This window comes from Paenibacillus sp. EC2-1, assembly GCF_049311625.1.
In the GTDB taxonomy this organism is placed as follows: Bacteria; Bacillota; Bacilli; order Paenibacillales; family Paenibacillaceae; genus Paenibacillus_AQ.
Genome location: NZ_CP186006.1, coordinates 5095570 through 5117765 on the forward strand (window position 1 = coordinate 5095570; position 22196 = coordinate 5117765).

The following is a 22196-nucleotide window of genomic DNA, read 5'->3' on the forward strand; positions in this document are numbered from 1 at the left end:
TAACATCATCTTGAACAATTCATAGCTACTCACGATTAGCGGTTATAGCCCGTCGATTTGATGGCGGTGTGCACTTTAACCCCGAACTTAATTCGAGGATACATCTCCCTCCACTCCTCTACCTCTGTTTCATTATTCCAATGTGTTCCGAAATAGCGAAGACCGAAGCCAAGTGGATCGACGCCGGTCTTTTGTATTTTTTCAAGCAGGTTCGTAACATCGGTTGCAATGTCTTTACTAAAACCCTGTTCAATATTAACAATATCCTGATGCGTCAATTTCCCTACCTCGTCCTTCTCCTCCAGATTCCCCATCAGCCGGATGGTGTAAGCAATCTCTTCTTGTCCAAGGCCTCCACTCTTAATGTTGAACTTCGCTCTGCTATTCGTGATGTTAGCCTCATAATGATTGCCGTCCTGCTCCATGCCGAAGTTCGTTCTCAGATCTTTGCGAAAGAGCAGATTGAATAGCTTTGTCTCTTCTGGCGACAAGATTTCCAGTACCTTCTGCTTGTCCATTAGAGCTACCTTCTTAATATCAAGCAGTGATTCATTCACCACTTCAATTACAGGCATGATTGGGTCCTTCCCCTTTTCATTCATCCTTCTTGCCAGATCAAAAGAGTACATCTTGGTGATATACGGTGAATCTGATCCGTCCTCACTCAGTGCGAGGAACAGGGAGTTACCCGCGATACGCTCTGTCTTAGGCTGTACTTTGAGCACCGCCTCAGCTGTGGGAATGGCAACCGTAGGATACATAAGCAGCTGAATATCCCTGCGCCGAATCGTCCAATCTTGGACTTTACGAATATCCCTTCGTGCGTAGGCTTCTCCGTACATTACGCCTTTGCAATGCCCAAAATCGAGCTCTTTATCGACCTTTGACTTGGCTTGCCGAATCGCCGTAGCTATATTAGTGGCATCCTCGGTCACAACCAGTAAATTAACCTCCCCAGTCTTGGGGTCGCCTGTTGGAAGTGACATTTTGAAGGAGAATCGCAGCAGATCTGAGTTATCTTCAATGACGTCCACTCCAATAGCCACCACAAATAAACGAAGGTCGATGTCACGGAATTCACAGCCTCCCAAGATCATCATCGAGGAGCACATCAGCATAACCAGATAACGCTTGAAATGCTTCATATACGCCACCTCCTCTGCAGCACGAAGTAAAACATGAGTCCTAACAAAACAATCTCGCCAACAAACCGCAAATTGAGAAACATTTGAGCCATCTGGTTCAGAGTGAACTGGTCTAATAGCCATGCACAGGCATACACAAGAGCGGAGAATACACCCAGAATCCACCACTCTAGCTTTCTTTTCTGTTGCGACAGATGTGCGGATGAAGACACAGCCTTCTTATGAAAGGACCCGAGTAATAATTCTTTGGACACATGCCAATGAATGATTGTGTTCATTAATGACAGAGACATATACACAACATAAAAGACATAGATCATTCGCTCGACAATAAAGTATCGAATCCGTAGTGAGTCTATCGTAGAGAATGCAGGATACACATGCTCACCAGCACCGTCAGCACCTAAAAAACCGATCGGCGCAAACATCGAGATGATCAACGTAAAGAAACCAATGATGCAGAACAGCCATAAATGTCTAATCTTTACCTTCTTGAATACGCGATTAAAGATCACCATATTAACGTATCCACTAAAAATAAAAGTTGCCCCAGCGATCGTCTCATAGCGCGGCATCTGCCATACATAAGTGATGATCTGCATAACGGCATCCCACTCAAAGTGCGGACTGCTAAACACCCGCCATACCATGTAAACAATAAGCGGGACCGTCATATAAAGAACAATTTCTAACGCATACAATATGGACTCCGAATCGAGCCTTGCACAAAGCCCTATCACGACCAAAAAACCAACAAGCACAACATATGGCGAGACATCGGGACTAATATAACGCACTGTAATATCTACGAATCCTACTAGTGTAAGTACACTGGACAAATACCAGATACATCCCATTACAAATAACAGCGGCCTGCTAATCCAACCTGGAAGTGCTTTACTCATGATTTCTGGCAATCCTTGCTGGGGAAATTTAGCGATCATTTTGCAAAATAAGTACAGCAGCAGTACTCCGATCGGAAGGGCAATCATTATCGAGATGATTGAACCGTTAAACCGATCCTCTATAAGTACTCGGGGAACATAGTTAACCAGATTGATAAGCGCATTCAATAGAAAGAGGTACAAGAAATAAATATTCTTAACCATTATTCTGTCCCTCCTTCGCGCTCTTATCAATGGCGAACATCTTGAAGTACGGTTTACCAAAACTCCGGAGACTGGTCAGATACATAATCATTCCAATCATCCCTAGAACGATGCCGACTAAACCGAAAAAAGTAGATAACAAGATGAAGATATATTTGGCCACTCGAATGCCAAAGCTCATCATGGTTAACGGAATTACAAAATTCGTAATGGCTACCGCGGCGACCAGGATAACCATAATATTACTGACCAGTCCTGCCTCCGTCGCTGCTGTACCCAGAATTAACCCGCCAACCGTTGTTGCCGTAGGGCCTATCGATTTCGGCAGCCGTACACTCGCTTCCATCAGAAACTCCATGGCGAGCAGCATGAATAGCACCTCGAAAAAAGACGGATATGGCACCGTAGCTCGGCTGCCCGCAATCAGCAGTGTAATCTGCATCTTGAGTATTTCGGGATTATAAGACGTAAAGGCGACATAAAGAGCAGGCAGAAGAATAGTCAGGAATAAACCGATGTAACGAATAACCTTTAGAAACCATCCGATCGGGGGCAACTGAATCTGATCATCCATCGCTGTAAAGAAATCATTAAATATAGCAGGCAATAAAAGAACGTATCCGGTTGTGTCCATAACGACCGCTATTTTCCCTTGTGATATATTCAGCACGGTTCGATCCGGACGCTCACTCAGCATAATTGTAGGAAATAACCGAAGATTCGGTTTCATTGTGAATCTCTCGATTTCCGAAGCAGATTGTACAACGTCTTCATCAATGAGTGACAGACGATGCCGGAGTTCTTTAAGCACATTCTGGTCAACTCTGCGATCGTCGTACAAAATGGCGATCCGGGTCTTAGACGTTTTGCCCAAATTCATATATTCAGATTTCAAATGGGCCGTCTGATATCTACGCCGTATCAAGTTCATGTTGGTATCAATACTCTCAGTAAATGAATCTGTGGGACCCTGAATGACATTCTCCGTTGAGGCTGGTGATACATCGGCTCCTTCCACCCATAAGGCATCAAACAAATAAATATGTTCTTTCGTAAAGACCACGACTTGTCCTTTAAGTACATTATCCAGTGCATCTTCCCCATCCTTTGCTACTTTACTGGAGGGATAAGAGCGTACGTAATCACAATATTGCTCCGTATTCTGAATTTCGTAATATCGGTTGACCAAGTTCTCACTGACAAAGTTAGGGTCACAGAGACTTTTGAAATAAATAAGCTCTATGGTCTCACTGCCATCTGAGAGGTGAACCTGCTCTTTGTCACCTATATCCTCAAGTTGCTTCAATAACCACTGCTTCGTCTGATCCGTACTGCTTATCTGACTTACCATCTCCATCACCTCGCTTTTTCCGTCTCTTAGCCGTTTCATGTTCTGTAGCCTAATGATTATCCTTTGCAAAATAGTTCCAATTTATGAGCGAGAGACTGGATTCGTTTCTTTTTTCTGGTAGGTGGTAATAATGAAGCACAGGCAATACGTAATTCCCTGGAATAATCGACTTAATATAAAGGAGGGTATGTAAACGATGGATAAACCATATACAACCCAGCAAAGTCTGCCTCAATATCCGGAATCTCTATGGAGAGCCACAACCGATCTTCCTGCTTTTCAACGACTTGCTGAGGATATTGATACGGATGTTGCTGTTGTAGGTGCGGGCATTACCGGCATAATGACTGCCCATCTACTGGCGAAGCAAGGTAAACAGGTTGTTCTTCTCGATGCAGGCCGGATATTAGATGGAACGACAGGCTTTACAACGGCCAAAGTAACAGCCCAGCATGGCATGATCTATCATGAGTTGATGCAGCATTTTGGCGAGGAGAAAGCACGGCACTACTATGATGCAAATGTTAAAGCGATGGACTTTATCCGGCAGCAAGTCAAAGAGTGGGACATTGACTGTGGGTTAGAGAAAGAGGATGCATACATATACACGCAGGATGACGAGAGGCGATCGAAGCTGGAGGATGAGTTCAAGGCATATGAGAAAATGGGTATTCCCGGGGAATGGCTGGAGAGCGTGCCGCTGCCACTACCCGTCCGGGGTGCTATCAAGATGCCAGGGCAATATCGCTTCCACCCCCTAGTCTATTTAAAACGGATGGTGGAGGAATTTTTGAAATTAGGCGGCGTGATCTATGAGAATACAACCATTGATGAAAAAGCTGAAACGGAAGGACCAATCAAGCTCACAACAAAACGAGGAAATCACAGCATCACCTGTCAATTTGCCGTATCAGCTTCGCACTTCCCGTTCTATGACGGAAAAGGTCTATATTTCACAAGACTGCATGTGGAGCGTTCTTATGCGGTTGCTGTGAAACCGGAAACGGGTTATCCCGGTGGCATGTATATCAATATTGATGCCCCCTCCAGATCCCTTCGATCTGTATCTTATAACGGCGAAGAACTGATCATTGTCGGTGGTGAAAGCCATCCTACGGGTAAAAGTGAGTGCACCCACCGCCATTACGAGAATCTTGAGAAGTTCGCTGGAGAGCTGCTGGGTGCTAGATCCATTCCCTTCCGCTGGTCTGCTCAGGATCTGATCACCTTAGATAAGCTGCCCTACATCGGGCCTATTACGTCCAAGCAGGACCGAATTCTGGTGGCGACCGGTTACCGGAAATGGGGTATGACCACGGGTACCGTGGCAGCAAAAATCATTACAGATCAGATTATGGGCAAGGATAATCCATACTCCGAACTGTTCACGCCTTCTCGGTTTCAAGCTGATCCTGCTCTGAAAACCTTTGTCGTACAAAATGCAGGGGTCGCCAAGAATTTTATTGCTGGAAAGTTCGACATGACTCACAGGAACATTGACGAGTTAAAGGCTGACGAAGGAATGGTCGTACGTCATAACGGTCAACGTTCCGGGGCTTATAAGGATGCCCAAGGCAATTTGTTTCTCGTAGACACGACTTGTACACACCTAGGTTGTGAGACTGAATGGAATGAAGGCGAGCGTTCATGGGACTGCCCTTGTCATGGATCGAGATTCAAATATGACGGTGAGGTGCTTGAGGGTCCTGCCATCGAACCACTGAAGAAGCTCGATCCTCACGGGGATTAGCCCACAAAAAGAGGCTCATGGACAAGGGAAATCCCTCGCACATGAGCCTCTATGTTCATGATCTTTATTTAAGCTGTTACCGGTGCCAGTTCAGCACGGTAGCTTTCCAGCGACTGGTCTACAATGGTTCTGATAAGGATCGGATCAATATCCATAATCCACGACATAGCGTTATTCCATGCATTTTCCTCGATTTGCAGCGCGATTGTTTTTCTCCTGAATTCATCTCCGCAGGTATCTAGTTCATCACAGAGCTTAGATAGACTTACATCAGCTGCATGCCCAAGTTCATGAGCGAACACCACAGCAAAGTATTCATACACGGGTTCCAACGTTCCAAACAGCTGCAAGCATTGTTGTTTAATGACCTCGGTATACATTGTCACGCTGTGCGCTCTCATTGCATATTTCCCGCCAATTAAACGGCCCCCTGGAAAATAAGAATGGAGCTTTACTGTGACTCCGCTACCCGACCGACGAAGCAATTCTGAAACCGTTCGGTTCAGTACGGATTTCTTCAAATCATCATGGCTCCCTTAGTGAAGATTACACATCATTATAAAAGAACCGCATGAAAATATGCAACGAAAACGCATGATTTGTTACAGAAAATGTGACCAATTCGCGTAGCTCGCCAGCTTTCTGAACGGTTATTTAAACGCGCTCTTGAACTGCTTTCGCATCTTCTACCTCAGCTGGGGCTTTGCCCGGCCAAAAAGCAGCTTTACCAAATAGCGTCGTAATCGCTGGTACAAGGAATGGACGTACAACAAAGGTATCGAGCAGCACACCGATTGCCGTAATAACTCCAAACTGTACAAGGACCTGAATTGGCAATGTAGCTAGTACAGCAAAGGTTCCAGCTAGAATCAGTCCAGCGGAAGTAATAACTGGTCCTGTCTCATGCACACCTTCGCGAATTGCCTGCTTAAGTGGCATATGGCGACTCTTCTTCCAGATGCTTGAAATCATGAAAATATTATAGTCTTCACCAAGAGCAACAAGGAATACGAACGAATACAGCGGGATGGCTCCTTGAATCGCATCAACACCCATACCATAATGGAGTACGATCCAGCCTAGACCAAGCGCAGAGAAGTAAGACAGGATAACTGTAAGTACCAGATATACGGTAGCGACAACTGAACGAAGATATAGAAGAAGAAGCAGCGTGATCATTCCGATAACAATCGGTATAATCAGCATGGTATCACGATCACCAATCTGTTCTGTATCATACTGAGTCGCGGTCTGCCCTGAAATCCATACCTTGGACTCAGGGGATGATACTCCTGCCTTCTGAAGTGAAGCTTCTGCAGTAGCACGCAAATCCGGGATATGTTCCATAGCTTCAAGGTCGTACGGATTCATTGTAAATTCTAGATCATAGGCTAGAATGTTCGGGTTTTGTGCACCTTCTACCGGGTCTCCAGCTTTGCTGATATAAGGAAGAGATGCTAGAGTTTCCTTCAGCTGCGAAGCATCTTTCCCCTCTGTATCTACCATCACTTTGACCGGAGCTAATTCACCAGGGGAGAACTGCTCTCCAATAATCGTAAAGCCTTCTCTAGATGGCATATCCTTAGGAAAAGAGGAAAGGATATCATACGTAAACTTCACTTTAGGTGTAAAGGCCGCCAAGCCTCCCAGCACAACAAGGCCGACTAAAACGACCATCCAAGGCTTACGGGTCACGATTTTGCCAATCCAGCCTTCTTTCTTGATCTTATGCGTTTTAACCGGCTTACCTTTGCTGCGAGCACGCTCCTCTTCCATCTCCGGAGTACGTGGGACGAATGGATAGAACGATACACGACCAAAAATAGCAAGCAGTGCAGGAACTAGTGTAAGGCTTGCAATAAACATAATCAGAATAGCAAAACTGAAAGGTACCGCAAAGCGGTGGTAAGCACCATATTGTGCGAACAATAGCGCAAGCATCGCGATAACAACGGTAATGCCACTCATAGCAATGGCGCCTGATGATTGTGTAATGGCTTTTAACAGTGCTGCAGTCTTACTCTTCTCTTCACGGAGATCGTGACGGAAACGGGAGATCATGAAGAGACAATAATCGGTGCCAGCTCCGAATAATAGTACGGTCATAATAGAAATTGCCTGGCCATCTACCGTAATCCATTCCTTGTCAGCCATAAAGCCTAGCACCGGACTAATTACCCCATACGCAAATCCGACGGCAACCAGCGGTATAAGAGCCAGAATAGGCGAACGGTATATCAAAAGTAAGATAATAAGGACAAGAAGTACGGTAGCTATCAATAAAGAAACGTCAGCATTACTAAACAACGCTGTTGCATCAACAGAAATCCCCGCTGGGCCGGTAACACGCGCTACAAGCTCAGGATTGTTCATATCCGTAGCGAATGGATCCACACCAAAGGTCTCCTTGACCTGGGCTTCCATCCCTTTAATTCCTTCTTCTATTTGTTCAGCTCCAGCTGTTTTATCGAAAAACACAGGAGTCACGATAGAACTTCCATCCTCGGACAATTGAGCCTTAAGCGCAGGCAGAGGCATTTTATCATACGGGACGAGTCCAACCTGATTCGGTACGGGCTTCTCAGCAAGCTTAGCAAATAGCTCCTGAATATGGCCTAGATCCTCATCAGACAATCCTCCATCCCTCTGCCATACGACTAGAGCTGGAACCCCTTCACCGCTCGGAAATTCTCGTGAAGCTACGGACTCTGCCTGTACAGATAGACTAGTGTCCGGTAAGTTCGGTGCATTGTTTTTTTCCTTCTCATTCACCATAGGCCAAATTAGATTGAGGACTGCAACCACAACAATCCATACAATCAATGTTACCCATTTGGTCTTAGGGCCTGCCACCAAGCGGCCGTACCCACTTTGTTCTTTCATCCTTATGCTCCTCCTCTTTTGTAACTCGTAGACTTGAAAAAATGACGCTCTGGTGTCAAAATCAACATCATAGTCGTTAAAAATAAACGGTAAACGCCATCCATACGAATAATTGGATTATTAATCTCTAATAATTATATATACCGTTCGGTTAATTAATCAACTTTTTTTATTTTTTTCGAAATGAGGGACTCCTAATGAAATCAAACACACCTCGAATGCCAGGCCGTCCCAAGCGGCAGGATCAAGATATGCCAGTACAGGAAACCGTGTTGTTCACCGCCTCCAGACTATTCATGGAGCTCGGTTACGAAGCCGTTTCCTTACAGCAGATTGCTAAAGCCTGCGGTGTAACTAAAGCATCCATCTATTATTACTTCGACGGAAAACCGCAGTTGTTCACAGCATCCGTTTCTGCTGTTTTGGAGCGGGCACGTACAAGTACTTCTCAAATTCTTGTTCAGCCATTGCCGCTGCGGGAACGCCTCATAAAAGTATCGGAAGCCAAGCTTGCACGCTCCCATGGTGATTTTGAGACGATTCTGCGTGAAGCCCGTTCTTCCTTAAGTCAGAAACAACTCGATGAGATCACTAGCAAAGAGGAGATGATTCATGATTGCCTTGCCGAGCATCTTATAAAGGCGATGGATGCTGGTGAAATTCGTAGAACGGATCCACTGCTCACAGCGCATGCCTTCTCAGCAGTTCTGATGCTCGGAATACGTGAAATCGCCAAGGGAACACCCGCTGACAAGCTCGCCCGAGACATTGTTGATTTATTTTGGGATGGCCTCTCAATAAGGTAAACCTAAATATACTTTAAAAATTACACTTCACCTGTTAAAAATTCGAGCGATTCCGATCTAATGGATAACTTCGCTGGAGTCTCAAGATATATCTCGCCATCCGTATCCGCCTTCATGGGCTGCTCTGTCTTCAAGGTGAGGGTTGAGGATTGAAAATACTGAATGCTATCATTTTTCGGCTCCCATTCCCCTTGCTCCTTGCGGCTAAGCAGCTCCTTCAAGAGCGGAAGTCCAGCCTCTCGAATGATCAAGACATCAAGCTTCCCATCTGTAAGAGCATCGACGGTGAAAGGCAGTGCCTGCGTACCAAGATAACGGCCATTAGACACGTAAATCATGACTGCCTCATCTTCTTGAATGCCATCGTCTGATTCCATCCAGTAACGAAATGGCTCCGCTGAGCGTACGGTTTGAAGTGTACTGATATAGTAGCTCAGACGACCTAGCGTTCCTTTTAAATCCGAGTTAATATTTTCTGAAGCTTCTGTAATCAAACCCACACCAAAGAAGTTCGTAAATACCCTCTCCCCCGCAACGCCGATGTCCACTTTTCTTTGCTAAACCCACATAAACCTAATAAAAATCTCCGTTAAGAGGAAGTCTTAATAAAAACCTTGAAAAGTCGTACAAAGTCACTTTAAGAGTGAGAACAAACAATTAAATGATTTAGTTCAAAAATTACATGGCAAGCTGATTTAGCAGTTTTGTGTTTATTTGAGTTAATAGGGTATTCAAAATATTATGTAAGGTCCGAGTATGGTATGTGCTTCACAGAAACGTATTTCAACAAACGGGCCATGTTAGGAAAATTAGACAGTTGAATCTTTTATACGTATTTGTATTAAAATACGCAATATTAAAAAGTAAAAAGTATACCTAACAGGGTTAATTTTACGTAGCAACCTAAACGCAACTGAAAATAGCGTAATAGTTGGTGGTAGCAACCATAAGAAATAGCTAAGATAAATGCATGAAAGGAGGCAAACATATGAAATATGATTTTTTAGGAGTCGCTATTTTTTGCGGAGTACTCCTGATTGGATTGGCAGTGGTGATAACATTTATCACGGTAGGTATTTTTCTTATAAAAGCACTGATTAGATATATCAAATCAGGAGATATTAGAAAAGAAAAATCAAACATTAAAAAAAACCTTGGTGAAGTTTTAAAACAACATCGAGAAGATTGTAATATGACACAAGCGTTTGTTGCCGAGGCTCTTGGTGTAAGCAGACAAGCTGTATCTAAGTGGGAGAATGGGACATCTGACCCAAGTACCTCTAATTTAATTGCGCTTTCAAAGTTATTCCAAATCTCTGCTGAAGATTTGCTAAACGAAGTGCAATAAGTATAAAATGAAGAAATTTATATTAAAAATCAGGAGAAATATTGGTTATGAATAAAAGAATGAAACATTTTAAAATGCGGTATATTGTTTTTGGATTATTAGTTTTGATGTTGGGTGCTCTACTTGTTTTTATGCATTTCGGTGGCTTTAGCACAGGAGAAAATGCCAACCCAGAAGAATTTGCGACATATGCACAATCGGTAGAGAACATTACAATACCAGAAAACTCAAAAATAATAGCTTTAGGAGAAGCTTCACATGGGAATATCGAGTTTCAAAAGCTTAAGCTCGATATCTATAAACAAATGGTGGAAAAATATAATGTAAAAGCATTTGTGCTTGAGGGTGACTATGGCGGTAGTGAATATGTAAATCGCTATATACATGGTGGTGAAGGAAATCCTAAAGAAGCTGCTGCTGCTATTGGCTTTGCCATATACCGTACTGATGAGATAGCTGAGCTTATTTCGTACATGCGTCAGTATAATGAAAGTGCGCCAGAAGGTGAAGACCTTCGCTTCTACGGTTCAGATATGCAAAGAATCTTTTATAGTTTTCAATTCTTAAATGAATCCAGCAAAGAATTGGGTGTAGACACGACTATTCTACAAAAGCTAATGGATGGAGAAGATTGGAACAGTGAGTACGATTACGATTCTCGAATCCAAATCATTACAAAGATTAAACATGAACTTATGCGCAAAGAAAACTCTACTAAAGCAATACACTTTGCAGATATGCTATTGCAGTATTGTAAACTTCAAACCCTAACAAGTTCAGAGGGAAGTACATTAAGAGATAAGTTTATGGCTGAAAATGTCCAATGGATATTACAGCAAGAGCAACAGCTTGGATATGAACGTATCTTTGTTTCAGGTCATAACAGTCACGTAGCAAAATGGGGCAGCTATGATTCTATGGGAAAGCTACTTTCTAAAAAAACAGAAAATGGTTATTACGCAATAGGTACAGATTTTTATAGAACTGAGTCCAATATGCCAACTCGATCCTCTACAAAACGTACCAATCAAGTGTTTTACTCCCATAATCCATTGGCTAAAGCTTCAAAAATGGCAGGATTTGATATTAGTTGGTTGGATTTCTCCAGTGTTCCGAAAAACTCAGAACTGGGTGAGTTGATTTCACAATATACTTACATGGGTAATCTTGGGGAAGGTTATTCTTGGTTCATGCGTATTCTTCCTCCAAGTTATCGTATATTTCAACCACCGGCTGTACTTTACGATAGTATGATATTTGTGGCAGATGCTACCCCCACACAAATAGCCACAAAATAATTAGGAGCATATATGATTAGACTTGATACATTTGATTGGCAATAAAGAGATTTTTATAATAATCAGGGGGCCAGCTGCTGAAGTAGGCGGCAATAACAAAAAGGTCGAAGGCATGGCTCAAAATGAGCCTGACTTCGACCTTTTGGATTGAATGGGACAATAGAACAATAGAAGAGGGAGAAACACAATTGTGTTCTTTTAACCTGCTTCCTGCGTTCCACTAAACTGGCTGTTATACAAATCTGCATAGAAACCATTCTGCTCAAGCAGTTCTTGATGTGTCCCCTGCTCAATGATGCTACCTTCATTCATCACCAGGATCAAATCTGCATCCCGAATCGTAGATAACCGGTGAGCGATAACGAAGCTCGTTCTTCCCTGCATCAATCGATTCATCGCCTTCTGGATATAGAGCTCGGTCCGTGTATCCACGCTGCTCGTTGCTTCGTCTAGAATGAGGATCGAAGGGTCAGCAAGAATAGCTCTTGCGATCGTCAGAAGCTGCTTCTGGCCTTGCGATATATTGGATGCTTCTTCATTCAGAATCGTATCATAGCCTTCAGGCAAGGTACGGATGAAATGGTCCGCGTGAGCCGCCTCGGCAGCCTGCACGATTTCTTGCTCCGTAACACCTGCTTTACCATAACCGATATTATCACGAATTGTACCGTTAAATAACCAAGTGTCCTGTAATACCATACCAAACATACTGCGCAGATCACTTCTCTTCATCTGCTTAATGTCGATACCATCAATTGTGATTTTACCATCATTAAGCTCGTAGAAACGCATCAGTAGGTTCACAAGTGTTGTTTTACCAGCGCCTGTAGGACCTACGATAGCCACCGTCTGCCCTGGCAATACGTCGACATTCATATCTTCGATCAACATTTTCTCCGGACTATAACCGAAGTTTACATGCTCGAAATGAACTTCGCCGCGCGGATTGGTAAGTTTCTTCGGAGCGGAATCCTCAAGTACTTCCTCTTCTTCATCCAACACCTCAAATACCCGCTCTGCGGAAGCAACTGTGGACTGAATGACGTTCGCAATATTCGCCAATTGAGTAATCGGCTGTGTGAACTGACGCGAATATTGAATAAACGCCTGAATGTCTCCGATTTCGATCGATCTCTTGGTCACAAGAATACCACCCATGACCGCGACAATAACATAGCCGATGTTTCCAATGAAACTCATCAGCGGCATAATCGAACCCGAGATGAACTGGGCACGCCAACCCGCATCGTACAGTTTATCGTTTACCTTATCAAACTCTGCGATCGATTCATTTTCACGTCCGAATGCTTTAACCACTTTATGACCTGTATACATTTCCTCTACATGGCCGTTCAGCTGTCCAAGATGTTTTTGCTGTGCTGCAAAATGCTTCTGCGAACGCTTTGCAACCAACATGGTAACAATCACGCTAAGCGGTAATGTCAGGATGACAACCAGTGTCAGCAATGGACTGATCGACAGCATCATGATGATAACCCCAACCAAGGTAACTACAGAAGTGATCATCTGGGTCAAGCTTTGTTGCAGTGTACTGCTGATGTTATCCATATCGTTCGTTACACGGCTAAGCGTCTCTCCGTGTGTTCTAGCGTCAAAGTATTTGAGCGGCAGCCGGTTCAGCTTCTCGTTCACTTCTTTACGCAGATCATACACGGTGCGCTGAGCGACACCTGCCATGACATACTGCTGAAGATAAGCAAATAGGGAGCTGACGATATACAATCCGGCAAGCCACAGCATAATACGCTGAATGGCAGTAAAGTCGATTCCCTCGCCTGACATCATGCCCTTGAACAGAAGTGTTGTTGCTTCACCTAGTATTTTCGGGCTGACGATGCTGAATATGGTACTGAGAATAGCCGCAACAAGCACCGTGATCAGCTTGCCCGAGTGAGGTTTCAAATAACGGGCTAACCGGCCGAATGTCCCTTTAAAATCCTTGGGCTTCTGAACAGGCATCCCTGGTCCATGAGGACCGCCACCGAAAGGGCCTCCGCCACCGCGGGGATGTCCACCGCTTTTTTTAGCTTCACTCATGCGATCTCCTCCTCTGACAGCTGGGATGACACAATCTCACGATACACTTCACTGTTCTCCATCAGTTCCTCATGTGTGCCGATACCAGCGATTCGGCCTTGGTCAAGTACAATAATACGGTCTGCATCCATAACCGTGCTGACGCGCTGAGCTACAATCAGTACCGTCGACTCGGTTGTTTCCTCTTTCAGTGCTGCACGCAGTTTCGCATCGGTCTTGAAATCGAGTGCCGAGAAGCTATCATCAAATACATACACTTCAGGACGGCGAACAAGTGCGCGAGCAATAGAGAGACGCTGCTTCTGTCCACCAGAGACATTACCGCCACCTTGGGATATTTCGGCTTCATAACCGCCTTCCATAGCGGAGATGAAATCAGCAGCTTGGGCAACCTCCGCTGCATGCTTCACTTCTTCATCTGTTGCATCTTCTTTACCATAGCGGATATTATCTGCAATCGAACCAGTAAAGAGAAGTGCTTTTTGTGGAACAAATCCAATTTTGGCACGAAGATCTTCCTGTTTCATATCCCGTATATCCGTGTCATCTACCAAAATTCGCCCTGATGATACCTCATAGAATCTTGGAATCAGACTGATTAAGGTGGATTTACCTGAACCGGTACCCCCAATGATGGCCGTAATTTCACCCGGTCCTGCACAGAAGGAAATATTCGATACCGCCGGCTCCTCAGCTCCTGGATAGTAGAACGTCACATCATCAAATTCAATGTATCCTTTTCTGGCAGATATTTGGTGTGCCTCTTCAGGGTCCTTGATCTCTGGCATCATATCCAGCACTTCGTTAATACGAACTGCAGAAGCCTGTGCACGCGGAATCATAACGAACATGACAGACACCATGATAAGTGAGAACATGATCATCATAGCGTATTGCAGGAATGCCATCAGATCGCCTACCATCATGTGCCCTTCATTAATACGATGTCCGCCGAACCAGACGATCGCTAGCGTTGCGAAGTTCATCACGAGCATCATGACAGGCATCATCGCACCCATAATCTTATTTACTTTAATCGCCGTCTGCGTTAAGTCTTCATTGGCATCATTAAAACGTGCCTTCTCATGCTCCGTACGGTTAAATGAGCGGATAACCCGGATTCCGGTTAAGCCCTCACGCATAACACGGCTCAGGCTATCGATCTTAATCTGGATCGCTTTAAAGAGTGGAATTCCCTTTCTAGCGATGATAAAAATAGCCAGCGCAAGTACCGGCAATGCCGCAACAAGCACAACAGTCAAGCCCGGATCACGGGATACCGCCATGATGATCCCCCCGATACACATCATTGGTGCAAGAGCCATCATCCGAAGAATCATAATCGTCACTTGCTGTACTTGCGTAATGTCATTTGTGGTACGGGTAATTAGGGACGCCGTGCCGACCTTATCAAATTCCTGCAGTGTGAAGTTCTCAACATGTGAGAACACCCGTCCACGAAGAATTTTTCCGAAGCCGGAAGCGGATTTAGATGCCAAATAACTGGCTGCAATCGAGCAGATCATACCGCCCGCTGCTACCGCAAGCATAAAGCCACCGACACGCCAAATAAAAGACGTATCTCCTTTCACAATACCGACGTTCACAATATCCGCCATTAATGTAGGCAAATAGAGTTCAGACAACGCCTGAAAAAAAGTGAATAACAGTACAAGCAACACCGCCGACCAATACGGCTTCATCATATACCGAAATAACTTCAGCATGGTTTCATCTCCTTACTTCTTCTCGTCTGGCGATAATTTAATCTCACTCTCACTCATATACTCATAAACTTTGGTTAATAAGTTAGCCAACTGATCACTGTCCTCTTCACCTAGGTATGCGACCAGTCCTTCGAAATTCGCCTTGAATGCCTCGTGTGCCTGATGAACAATCCTCTCTCCCTCATCCGTTAAGCGAACACGGACTGCACGTCTGTCTTTCTTATCCATCACGCGCTCAACAAGTCCTTTGCCCTCTAGGCCATTAATGAATTGAGTAATTGTTGGTGAAGTCACCTTCATATGATTACTAATCTCCGAGACCTTAAGACTTGGTTCACTCTCAGAACGCGATTCGAATCCTTCTGCCCCTACGGACTTTTCTTTATATTTCAGCGTCATCAGAATTCGAATCTCACCGGTCGTGTACCCTGAAATCGTACTTTGCTCCCAGTCCTTCTTCTTCTTCTTGAACAGACTGAAGCTGCGCATGAGTCTTCCTGCCGCTTCGCTGCCGAAGCTTCCGTCCTTGGAGGAGCTTCCTTCGCCAGCGAAGCCGCAGCCTTGCTGTCTATCCGTCTCTGACATGATGCACCTCTCTTTCGACAAAAATAGATAGTGTACCAATTAATTAGGTAACCTAACTATAAATCTTTTGAAAGGGTAAAGTCAAACGCACAAGATTTGGCAAGGGCAGTGCTTCTAGGTCACTTCTAGGTCAAGGCGAAAATTTCAGATTCACTCATACTCATCTACAGAGGAGGGATGCGAGGCTGCATGTTTTCCTCGACGTGATTTGGTTGCCTGAACCCGGGACTGATCCGTCTGTTTTCTGGACGTAGACCTTTCCTTGCGCGCAAGATAAGCAAGCTCCTTCTCTGTTTTCTTGTAGTTGTTAAATCGACCTTGATCAAGCACTCCTGCATGGAGCGCTTGCTGTACCGCACAACCGACTTCGGATTCATGACGACAATCACTGAACCGACATTGCCGGGCAAGCTCCTCAACCTCTGAGAAGGTCTCTTCCCAGCCCCCCGTCGCATCCCATAATTTAAGCTCTCTCATCCCCGGAGTATCAACCATAATCGCACCTTCTGGTAGTATAAACAGCTCTCGGTGGGTGGTGGTGTGTCTCCCCCTCGCATCCTCTTCACGGATTCCCTGTACCCGCTGCAAATCTTGGCCGGATAGCCAATTCAGCAATGTAGACTTGCCAGCACCAGATGAGCCGGTAATCGCTACGGTAGAACCCGGCACAAGATACGGAGCTATCGCTTCTCTCCCTTGGTCTTGTAAGGAGCTTACTGCGTGAACAGGCACGCCAGGAGCAGAATCGATAACTTTCGTCATGTACGCTTCAGGGTCATCGCACAGATCAGCCTTAGTAAGTAGCACGACAGGCTGTGCCCCACTCTCCCATACGGCGATAAGGTACCGCTCGATTTTGCGAATATTAAAATCATGGTTCAGTGCATTCACTATAAAAATAGTGTCCGTATTGGCAGCAATAACCTGCTCATCAGGTATACTTCCTGCCTCTTTTCGTGTCATCGCTTTAGCCCGTGGTAGCAGGCAATGAATAACTGCTCTCGGCTCCCCCTCTAATAGTTCTACCAGCAGCCAATCCCCAACCGCAGGGAAGTCTGCACGACTTGTAGCCTCATACTCATATTTTCCAGTCACCATCGCGATTCTCTCTCCCGATTCAGTTACAATCCGGTATTGTTTCGAGAACTGTGCTGTAACCCGCGCGGGTACAAGCTGCTTCTGTGGATCCTTTAGTTTGTCCATCATTTCTTGCCAGTGTGCATTCCAGCCATATTTCTTTAAATTGTTCTGCTCATTATTCAATTCGGATAACCCCTTTATGATTTGGTATATTTCGGGCACAAAAAAAACCACAGAAAATAATCTGCGGTTTGCTACGTCTAACAGGAATAGCCCTCATGAATCTTGTCACCGTAGGACAAGGGGGCGTGCTTAGACATAAAAAAACCGCAAGAAACCATAAATGGTCTCCTGCGGTCCGTTGTTCCTATACATCATCTCATCATCATGAGTTCATGTTAAAAACAACTTATCTTACCCGTCCGTAGAGACCGACGCCAACGTAAACTCGCTTCATCTGCTTTTTCATTGTCATCAGCCTCCTTGTTATCAAAAGTATATTCGTATTATATGGGTGGCAATCTGACATGTCAACAATTACCACCACAAATCATCATTCGCCTAATCCTATATACGCTTATAGTTCCGCCATTCCTCTGGCAATAGTAAATGATAAGGCCGATTCTGGAATCGGTCGTCCACTAGTACAAGTGTCCCTCGATCCTCTTCAGATCGAATCAGACGGCCACCTGCCTGAAGCACCTTATTCATACCAGGGTAGACGTAGGCATAATCATATCCATTCTTCTCATTTCGGTCGAAATAATCCTTAATAATATCATTCTCGAACGACAACTGAGGTAATCCCACGCCAACCACAACAACGCTTTCTAGACGCGCCCCCTTCAGGTCAATCCCTTCTGAGAAAATACCACCCATCACAGCAAAACCAATCAACGGCACCTCTGCATTGGCTTGATAAGAGCTTAGGAACAGCTCCCGCTCCTCCTCACGCATCGCGTGGCCCTGAACCTGTGTTTGAAGTTCAGGGTTAAGCTTGATAAATGCATCGTATATAGCCTGCATATAAGGATATGAGGGTAGGAATATCAAGGTATTCACAGGGTGTTCTTTAACTAGTTTGTCCAGCATATCAACAATCACATCCTTGCTGCGGTCCCTATCCTTGTACCGAGTAGACACGGGCATCAAGCGAACATCTAGCTGTTCATGGGAGAAGGGAGATGGAATCGAGAGACTATAGTCATCTTCCTCCGCCCCGAGCATATCTCTGTAATACATCAGTGGAGTTAAGGTCGCAGAGAACAGCACAGTACTGCGATAATTCTTCCCTGCTTGCTGTAGTAAATAGGAAGGATCGAGGCAAAATAGCTTCAGAAATACCTCATTACCTTCCATCTCGGCATAAGTCACGAACCGCTCATCGTACAGTTTGGAAATTCGCAGATAAGCCTGTGCTGCAAAATAACACTCCAGTAGTTCATCTACTTCATCGCCGCTTTTACCGGTTACGAGCTCCGCCTCAGCATGCATGACGAATTCTTCAAGCAGTTCATCCATCAATTCGGGCTGATGGGTCCCGACAATCCGCTCTTCCTCACCGCTAACCTTACGGAATATGATAAAACGGTTATTCACCTTTTTGGTTGCCTGATATAGTCCAGGGTTGGCCTCTTTATAAGCCCGCTGTATGTTCAGAAACATCGATTTTCTAAGCTCCGCAGAGAACATACTCCGCGCCCGGTCAACTAAGTTATGCGCCTCATCGACCAGAACCACGCTGCGCTTCTTCACTTCCTCTGGTAATCGTTTGAATGATACCCGTGGATCATACACATAATTGTAATCACAGATCACAGCATCTGCAGCATATGCGGCATCCAGTGAGAATTCGAACGGACAGACCTGATGCTTTCGAGCATAGGCTTCTATAACCGGGCGGGTCATGGTTGTTTCATTCTCTAAGAGATCCAGAATCGCCCCGTTGATCCGATCATAGTAACCTTCGGAAAATATGCAAGAATCCTGTCCGCATCCTTCTTCCTCACCGAAGCAAATCTTATCTTTTGCCGTTAAAGTTACGGTATGCATATGTAGTCCCCCCGACTCCATCAATGCCACCGCTTCCTCTGCTGCCGTACGTGTGATCGTCTTGGCTGTTAAATAATAAATCCGCTGCACCGTTCCTTCACCCATCGCTTTAATCGTAGGAAACAGCGTTGAGATGGTCTTTCCTATGCCGGTCGGCGCCTTGGCGAATAAGCGTCTACTTTCGCCAATGGTTTTATAGACAGCACCCATCAGTTTGCGCTGGCCTGCGCGGTATGCGGGGAATGGGAATGCCAGCTCTTTGATGCTCATATCCCTCTGCCGTGCATGATCCCGAAGCAGGTATGCATAGGGCGCATAAGCAGCTACTACTTCTTGCACGAACTGCTCTAGTTCTTCATAGCTAAAGGTTCGCTTAAATCGTTTCATATCTCCAGCTGGTATCTGAAAGTACGTCAACTGAACCGACATCTCCTTGGCGCTGTGTAGCTTAGCATACATGTAAGCATACATTTGAGCCTGAGCCCAGTGGACTGGATACGTATCCTCATGGATCTCGTCCAAGTTGCCCGACGTGGACTTAATCTCATCAATCATCACCGGACCATTTCCGTCTCCAATGATTAATCCATCGCAGCGTCCTTCTACGGCAAATATGAGATCCTTAAAAGGAATTTCCGCCTCAAGATGGACCTCCTTCTGATCTTGTTCACCGTATTCACGCTGAACCTGCTGATGCGCTCTCGTTCCTTCGGAAAGAGTGGTCGCTGTCCGAAAGCCAGAGGTAATACTTCCGCTGCGAAATACATATTCCACAAGCGGTCTTACGGATATTTGAATGGTATGAGACATACGCGATCTCCTTTTTTGAACAGAAACTTCTGGTCTGTATTATACCAAACATCCCTTTTCCAGGTATTAGCATCAAACTCTCTATCTGCAAAAAATAAACTCTGACACAGTATAAAAAAAGCGAGCAGATACACGGCTCCCGAGTAGCCATGTATCTGCTCGCCTGTATATAAATTCAAATCTCTACGGCGCCCGTGTCCCCATCTCATCCAAGCTCTTGAACTCATAGCCCTGCTTCCTAGCTTCGTCAATGATACGGCCTAACGCTTCCGCATTATCTCGGGAAATGGAGTGCAGGAGCATAACGGCACCCGGATGAAGCTGGGCTGTCACTTTCTCATATGCATACTGTGAACCGCGCTGGGCATTCACATCCCAATCTTTATAAGCAAGTGACCAGAATACGTTCGTATATCCAAGATCCTTACTTACAGCCAAAGAGCGCTCATTAAATATTCCCCTTGGCGTCCGAAGATACTTCATCTCCTTCTGGCCTGTTACGCTCGCTACCTCAGTCTTTACACGATTGAGTTCTTCTGTCAGTTTCTCCGCTGAAATCGTGGATACATCGGGATGGCTCCAAGAATGATTCCCTATAATATGCCCTTCTGCAGTCATTCGCTTGAGCAGCTCGGTCTGGGTCTTCACATAATGACCGGTAACAAAAAAGGTTGCAGGTACTTTCTTCGCTTTAAGCGTATCCAGAATACCTGCGGTGAATCCATTCTCATATCCGTTATCGAACGTCATATACAATTCTTTCTTCGCGGAATCGCCCATGAAGATGGCACCATGCTTCTTGAGGAGTTCCTTAAATCCTTCCTCATCAATGGATGGAAGCTTGCCGTTCACACTTCGTTTGAATCCGAAATGGAAAGGAACGCTGCCATTCGCCCAAGTCGAGCCGGAAAACCCCAGCACTAATATCATACATAGCGAAATCATAGACGTCACACGAAGGACGCTGCGTTTATTCATGCTCAAATCTCCTTCTCCGTGATTTAGTCAAATCTCCTGCCAACCGGAATCGATGACAGGGCAATATAGCATACTATCCCACGAATGAAGAAAACTTATGTGTCGTTTTAAGTTACGGTGATTGTAGCCCCTGTACGATGGCTTTCCATCGCATACTCGATCATACGAATGGTGTCTCGCGCATCTTCCGGTTTCACGGGAACTGCAGCCCCTTCCCGAATAGCTTCAGCAAGCCCCTGATAGAATGCCTGATATCTGCCCGGTAAGGTCTCGATCTCACCTTGTACAGCTAGCCCGCTCAGTTCTGTGGCCAGCTCACCATACTGATCCGGCTGATCTTCCCCCCAGCCGATATCACCCGGGTGCATTCCTTGCTTCAACTGCGATTCTTGTGGATCTTGACCGTATTTTAGAAAGCTTCCTTTATCGCCGTGAAGCTCAAACTTTGGTCCAGCCTGCCGTACCAAAGAACCGGAATGTAGGATGACTCGGTGCTTCTCATAACTGAACACGATATGGAAGTAATCGACCACCTCAGAGCCTTCCCGTTCAGCACGCATATCTGCCCATACAGTTTTCGGCTTACCGAACAAAAATAAAGCTTGGTCAATTAGATGTGAGCCTAAGTTGTACAGCTCCCCTGCTCCGGGGCCCTCCTGTTCCTTCCATCGGTGCTGAACCTTTGGACGGTAACGATTGAAATGCACCTGATAAACCGATAAGTTTCCAAGTGCTTTGGTCTCCAGCAAATTGCGTACCGTGAGAAAATCGTTGTCCCAGCGGCGATTATGATAGACGGTTAACAGAACTCCTTTTTCCCGAGCTAGTCGGATCAAAATATCCGCTTCCTCCGAGGTTACTGTAAAAGGCTTCTCCACAACCACATGCTTACCAAATTCAATAGCTCTCTTGGCATACTCGTAATGGGTTGCATTAGGGCTTGTTACGATAACAACTTCAATCTCATCGTCTTGGAGCAGCTCTTCCACATGGCTTATCACCTTCGTGTGAGGAAGATCCTTCTTCACTTTATCCGGATTGGAAGACACTACAGTATGTATTTGATAGTCCGGTATACTTGTAAGAAGAGGTGCGTGAAAGGTTGATCCGGATAATCCGTAACCGATAATCCCCACTTGTATCGTCATCTTACGATCACCACTTTCTATTAAATTACAAAGCATATGTACCTTTGAATATAGTAGCATTACAACTC

Annotated in this window: 17 protein-coding genes; 4 read left to right on the plus strand and 13 right to left on the minus strand. The window is 45.1% G+C overall.

Going from position 1 to position 22196, the window contains the following annotated elements; genetic code table 11:
- Positions 1-35: 35 nt before the first annotated feature.
- Genes ACK8P5_RS23965 through ACK8P5_RS23975 form a run of 3 tightly spaced genes read right to left on the minus strand, consistent with a single transcriptional unit; the run spans position 36 to position 3644 of the window.
- Positions 36-1145, minus strand: a complete 1110-nt coding sequence (locus ACK8P5_RS23965; protein WP_422658680.1) for a Ger(x)C family spore germination protein — start codon at positions 1143-1145, stop codon at positions 36-38.
- Positions 1142-2254, minus strand: a complete 1113-nt coding sequence (locus ACK8P5_RS23970) for a GerAB/ArcD/ProY family transporter (RefSeq protein WP_422658681.1) — start codon at positions 2252-2254, stop codon at positions 1142-1144. Before ACK8P5_RS23970 ends, ACK8P5_RS23965 begins: the two co-directional genes overlap by 4 nt.
- Positions 2247-3644: a spore germination protein gene (locus tag ACK8P5_RS23975; protein WP_422658682.1), complete on the minus strand. Its 1398-nt coding sequence runs from the start codon at positions 3642-3644 to the stop codon at positions 2247-2249. The genes ACK8P5_RS23970 and ACK8P5_RS23975 overlap by 8 nt, the downstream gene beginning before the upstream one ends.
- Positions 3645-3801: 157 nt before the next feature.
- Between ACK8P5_RS23975 and ACK8P5_RS23980 the strand changes: the two genes are divergently transcribed.
- Positions 3802-5355 carry an FAD-dependent oxidoreductase gene (locus tag ACK8P5_RS23980; RefSeq protein ID WP_422658683.1) on the plus strand — a complete coding sequence of 518 codons (1554 nt, stop codon included), beginning with the start codon at positions 3802-3804 and terminating at the stop codon, positions 5353-5355.
- A gap of 68 nt (positions 5356-5423) precedes the next feature.
- Here the strand turns inward: ACK8P5_RS23980 and ACK8P5_RS23985 are convergent, their stop codons facing one another.
- A complete protein-coding gene (locus ACK8P5_RS23985; RefSeq protein WP_422658684.1) occupies positions 5424-5876 on the minus strand; it encodes a hypothetical protein in 453 nt (150 codons plus the stop codon).
- A 133-nt stretch (positions 5877-6009) separates the two neighbouring features.
- The gene (locus ACK8P5_RS23990; RefSeq protein ID WP_422658685.1) at positions 6010-8238 is read right to left on the minus strand and encodes an MMPL family transporter; all 2229 of its coding nucleotides are present in this window, start codon (positions 8236-8238) and stop codon (positions 6010-6012) included.
- Between the two features lie 197 nt (positions 8239-8435).
- Here ACK8P5_RS23990 and ACK8P5_RS23995 point away from each other — a divergent pair, with 197 nt between their 5' ends.
- Positions 8436-9044: a TetR/AcrR family transcriptional regulator gene (locus ACK8P5_RS23995; protein WP_422658686.1), complete on the plus strand. Its 609-nt coding sequence runs from the start codon at positions 8436-8438 to the stop codon at positions 9042-9044.
- A gap of 20 nt (positions 9045-9064) precedes the next feature.
- Here the strand turns inward: ACK8P5_RS23995 and ACK8P5_RS24000 are convergent, their stop codons facing one another.
- Positions 9065-9592, minus strand: a complete 528-nt coding sequence (locus ACK8P5_RS24000; protein ID WP_422658687.1) for a diacylglycerol/lipid kinase family protein — start codon at positions 9590-9592, stop codon at positions 9065-9067.
- Between the two features lie 440 nt (positions 9593-10032).
- Between ACK8P5_RS24000 and ACK8P5_RS24005 the strand changes: the two genes are divergently transcribed.
- Positions 10033-10392, plus strand: a complete 360-nt coding sequence (locus ACK8P5_RS24005; protein ID WP_422658688.1) for a helix-turn-helix domain-containing protein — start codon at positions 10033-10035, stop codon at positions 10390-10392.
- Positions 10393-10439: 47 nt separating this feature from the next.
- Entirely contained in the window at positions 10440-11690 is a 1251-nt protein-coding gene (locus ACK8P5_RS24010) for an erythromycin esterase family protein (protein WP_422658689.1), read from the plus strand.
- Positions 11691-11888: 198 nt separating this feature from the next.
- Here ACK8P5_RS24010 and ACK8P5_RS24015 read toward each other — a convergent pair whose 3' ends face one another.
- The 7 genes from ACK8P5_RS24015 to ACK8P5_RS24045 all read right to left on the minus strand — a co-directional run bounded on the left by ACK8P5_RS24015 (position 11889) and on the right by ACK8P5_RS24045 (position 22128).
- Positions 11889-13748 carry an ABC transporter ATP-binding protein gene (locus ACK8P5_RS24015; protein WP_422658690.1) on the minus strand — a complete coding sequence of 620 codons (1860 nt, stop codon included), beginning with the start codon at positions 13746-13748 and terminating at the stop codon, positions 11889-11891.
- Positions 13745-15475, minus strand: a complete 1731-nt coding sequence (locus ACK8P5_RS24020) for an ABC transporter ATP-binding protein (RefSeq protein ID WP_422658691.1) — start codon at positions 15473-15475, stop codon at positions 13745-13747. Before ACK8P5_RS24020 ends, ACK8P5_RS24015 begins: the two co-directional genes overlap by 4 nt.
- A gap of 12 nt (positions 15476-15487) precedes the next feature.
- Entirely contained in the window at positions 15488-16060 is a 573-nt protein-coding gene (locus tag ACK8P5_RS24025) for a MarR family winged helix-turn-helix transcriptional regulator (protein WP_422658692.1), read from the minus strand.
- A 150-nt stretch (positions 16061-16210) separates the two neighbouring features.
- Positions 16211-17323, minus strand: coding sequence for a ribosome small subunit-dependent GTPase A (gene rsgA / locus ACK8P5_RS24030; RefSeq protein ID WP_422658693.1), 1113 nt, complete (start codon positions 17321-17323; stop codon positions 16211-16213).
- 384 nt (positions 17324-17707) lie between these two features.
- Complete coding sequence (locus tag ACK8P5_RS24035) at positions 17708-20002, minus strand: ATP-dependent DNA helicase (protein WP_422658694.1); 2295 nt, start codon at positions 20000-20002, stop codon at positions 17708-17710.
- Positions 20003-20185: 183 nt separating this feature from the next.
- Positions 20186-20980 carry a delta-lactam-biosynthetic de-N-acetylase gene (gene pdaA / locus ACK8P5_RS24040; protein ID WP_422658695.1) on the minus strand — a complete coding sequence of 265 codons (795 nt, stop codon included), beginning with the start codon at positions 20978-20980 and terminating at the stop codon, positions 20186-20188.
- Positions 20981-21087: 107 nt separating this feature from the next.
- Positions 21088-22128: an oxidoreductase gene (locus tag ACK8P5_RS24045; RefSeq protein WP_422658696.1), complete on the minus strand. Its 1041-nt coding sequence runs from the start codon at positions 22126-22128 to the stop codon at positions 21088-21090.
- Between the last annotated feature and the right edge of the window lie 68 nt (positions 22129-22196).

Excerpts from the sequence above, each read along its gene's own strand:
- ACK8P5_RS23995 (WP_422658686.1), top strand. The coding sequence starts at position 8,436 with ATGAAATCAAACACACCTCGAATGCCAGGCCGTCCCAAGCGGCAGGAT.
- ACK8P5_RS24045 (WP_422658696.1), bottom strand. The coding sequence starts at position 22,128 with ATGACGATACAAGTGGGGATTATCGGTTACGGATTATCCGGATCAACC.
- ACK8P5_RS24010 (WP_422658689.1), top strand. The coding sequence starts at position 10,440 with ATGAATAAAAGAATGAAACATTTTAAAATGCGGTATATTGTTTTTGGA.
- ACK8P5_RS24035 (WP_422658694.1), bottom strand. The coding sequence starts at position 20,002 with ATGTCTCATACCATTCAAATATCCGTAAGACCGCTTGTGGAATATGTA.
- ACK8P5_RS24015 (WP_422658690.1), bottom strand. The coding sequence starts at position 13,748 with ATGAGTGAAGCTAAAAAAAGCGGTGGACATCCCCGCGGTGGCGGAGGC.
- pdaA (WP_422658695.1), bottom strand. The coding sequence starts at position 20,980 with ATGAATAAACGCAGCGTCCTTCGTGTGACGTCTATGATTTCGCTATGT.
- ACK8P5_RS23975 (WP_422658682.1), bottom strand. The coding sequence starts at position 3,644 with ATGAAACGGCTAAGAGACGGAAAAAGCGAGGTGATGGAGATGGTAAGT.
- ACK8P5_RS24025 (WP_422658692.1), bottom strand. The coding sequence starts at position 16,060 with ATGTCAGAGACGGATAGACAGCAAGGCTGCGGCTTCGCTGGCGAAGGA.
- ACK8P5_RS23965 (WP_422658680.1), bottom strand. The coding sequence starts at position 1,145 with ATGAAGCATTTCAAGCGTTATCTGGTTATGCTGATGTGCTCCTCGATG.
- ACK8P5_RS23980 (WP_422658683.1), top strand. The coding sequence starts at position 3,802 with ATGGATAAACCATATACAACCCAGCAAAGTCTGCCTCAATATCCGGAA.
- ACK8P5_RS24005 (WP_422658688.1), top strand. The coding sequence starts at position 10,033 with ATGAAATATGATTTTTTAGGAGTCGCTATTTTTTGCGGAGTACTCCTG.
- ACK8P5_RS23990 (WP_422658685.1), bottom strand. The coding sequence starts at position 8,238 with ATGAAAGAACAAAGTGGGTACGGCCGCTTGGTGGCAGGCCCTAAGACC.
- ACK8P5_RS23970 (WP_422658681.1), bottom strand. The coding sequence starts at position 2,254 with ATGGTTAAGAATATTTATTTCTTGTACCTCTTTCTATTGAATGCGCTT.
- ACK8P5_RS24020 (WP_422658691.1), bottom strand. The coding sequence starts at position 15,475 with ATGCTGAAGTTATTTCGGTATATGATGAAGCCGTATTGGTCGGCGGTG.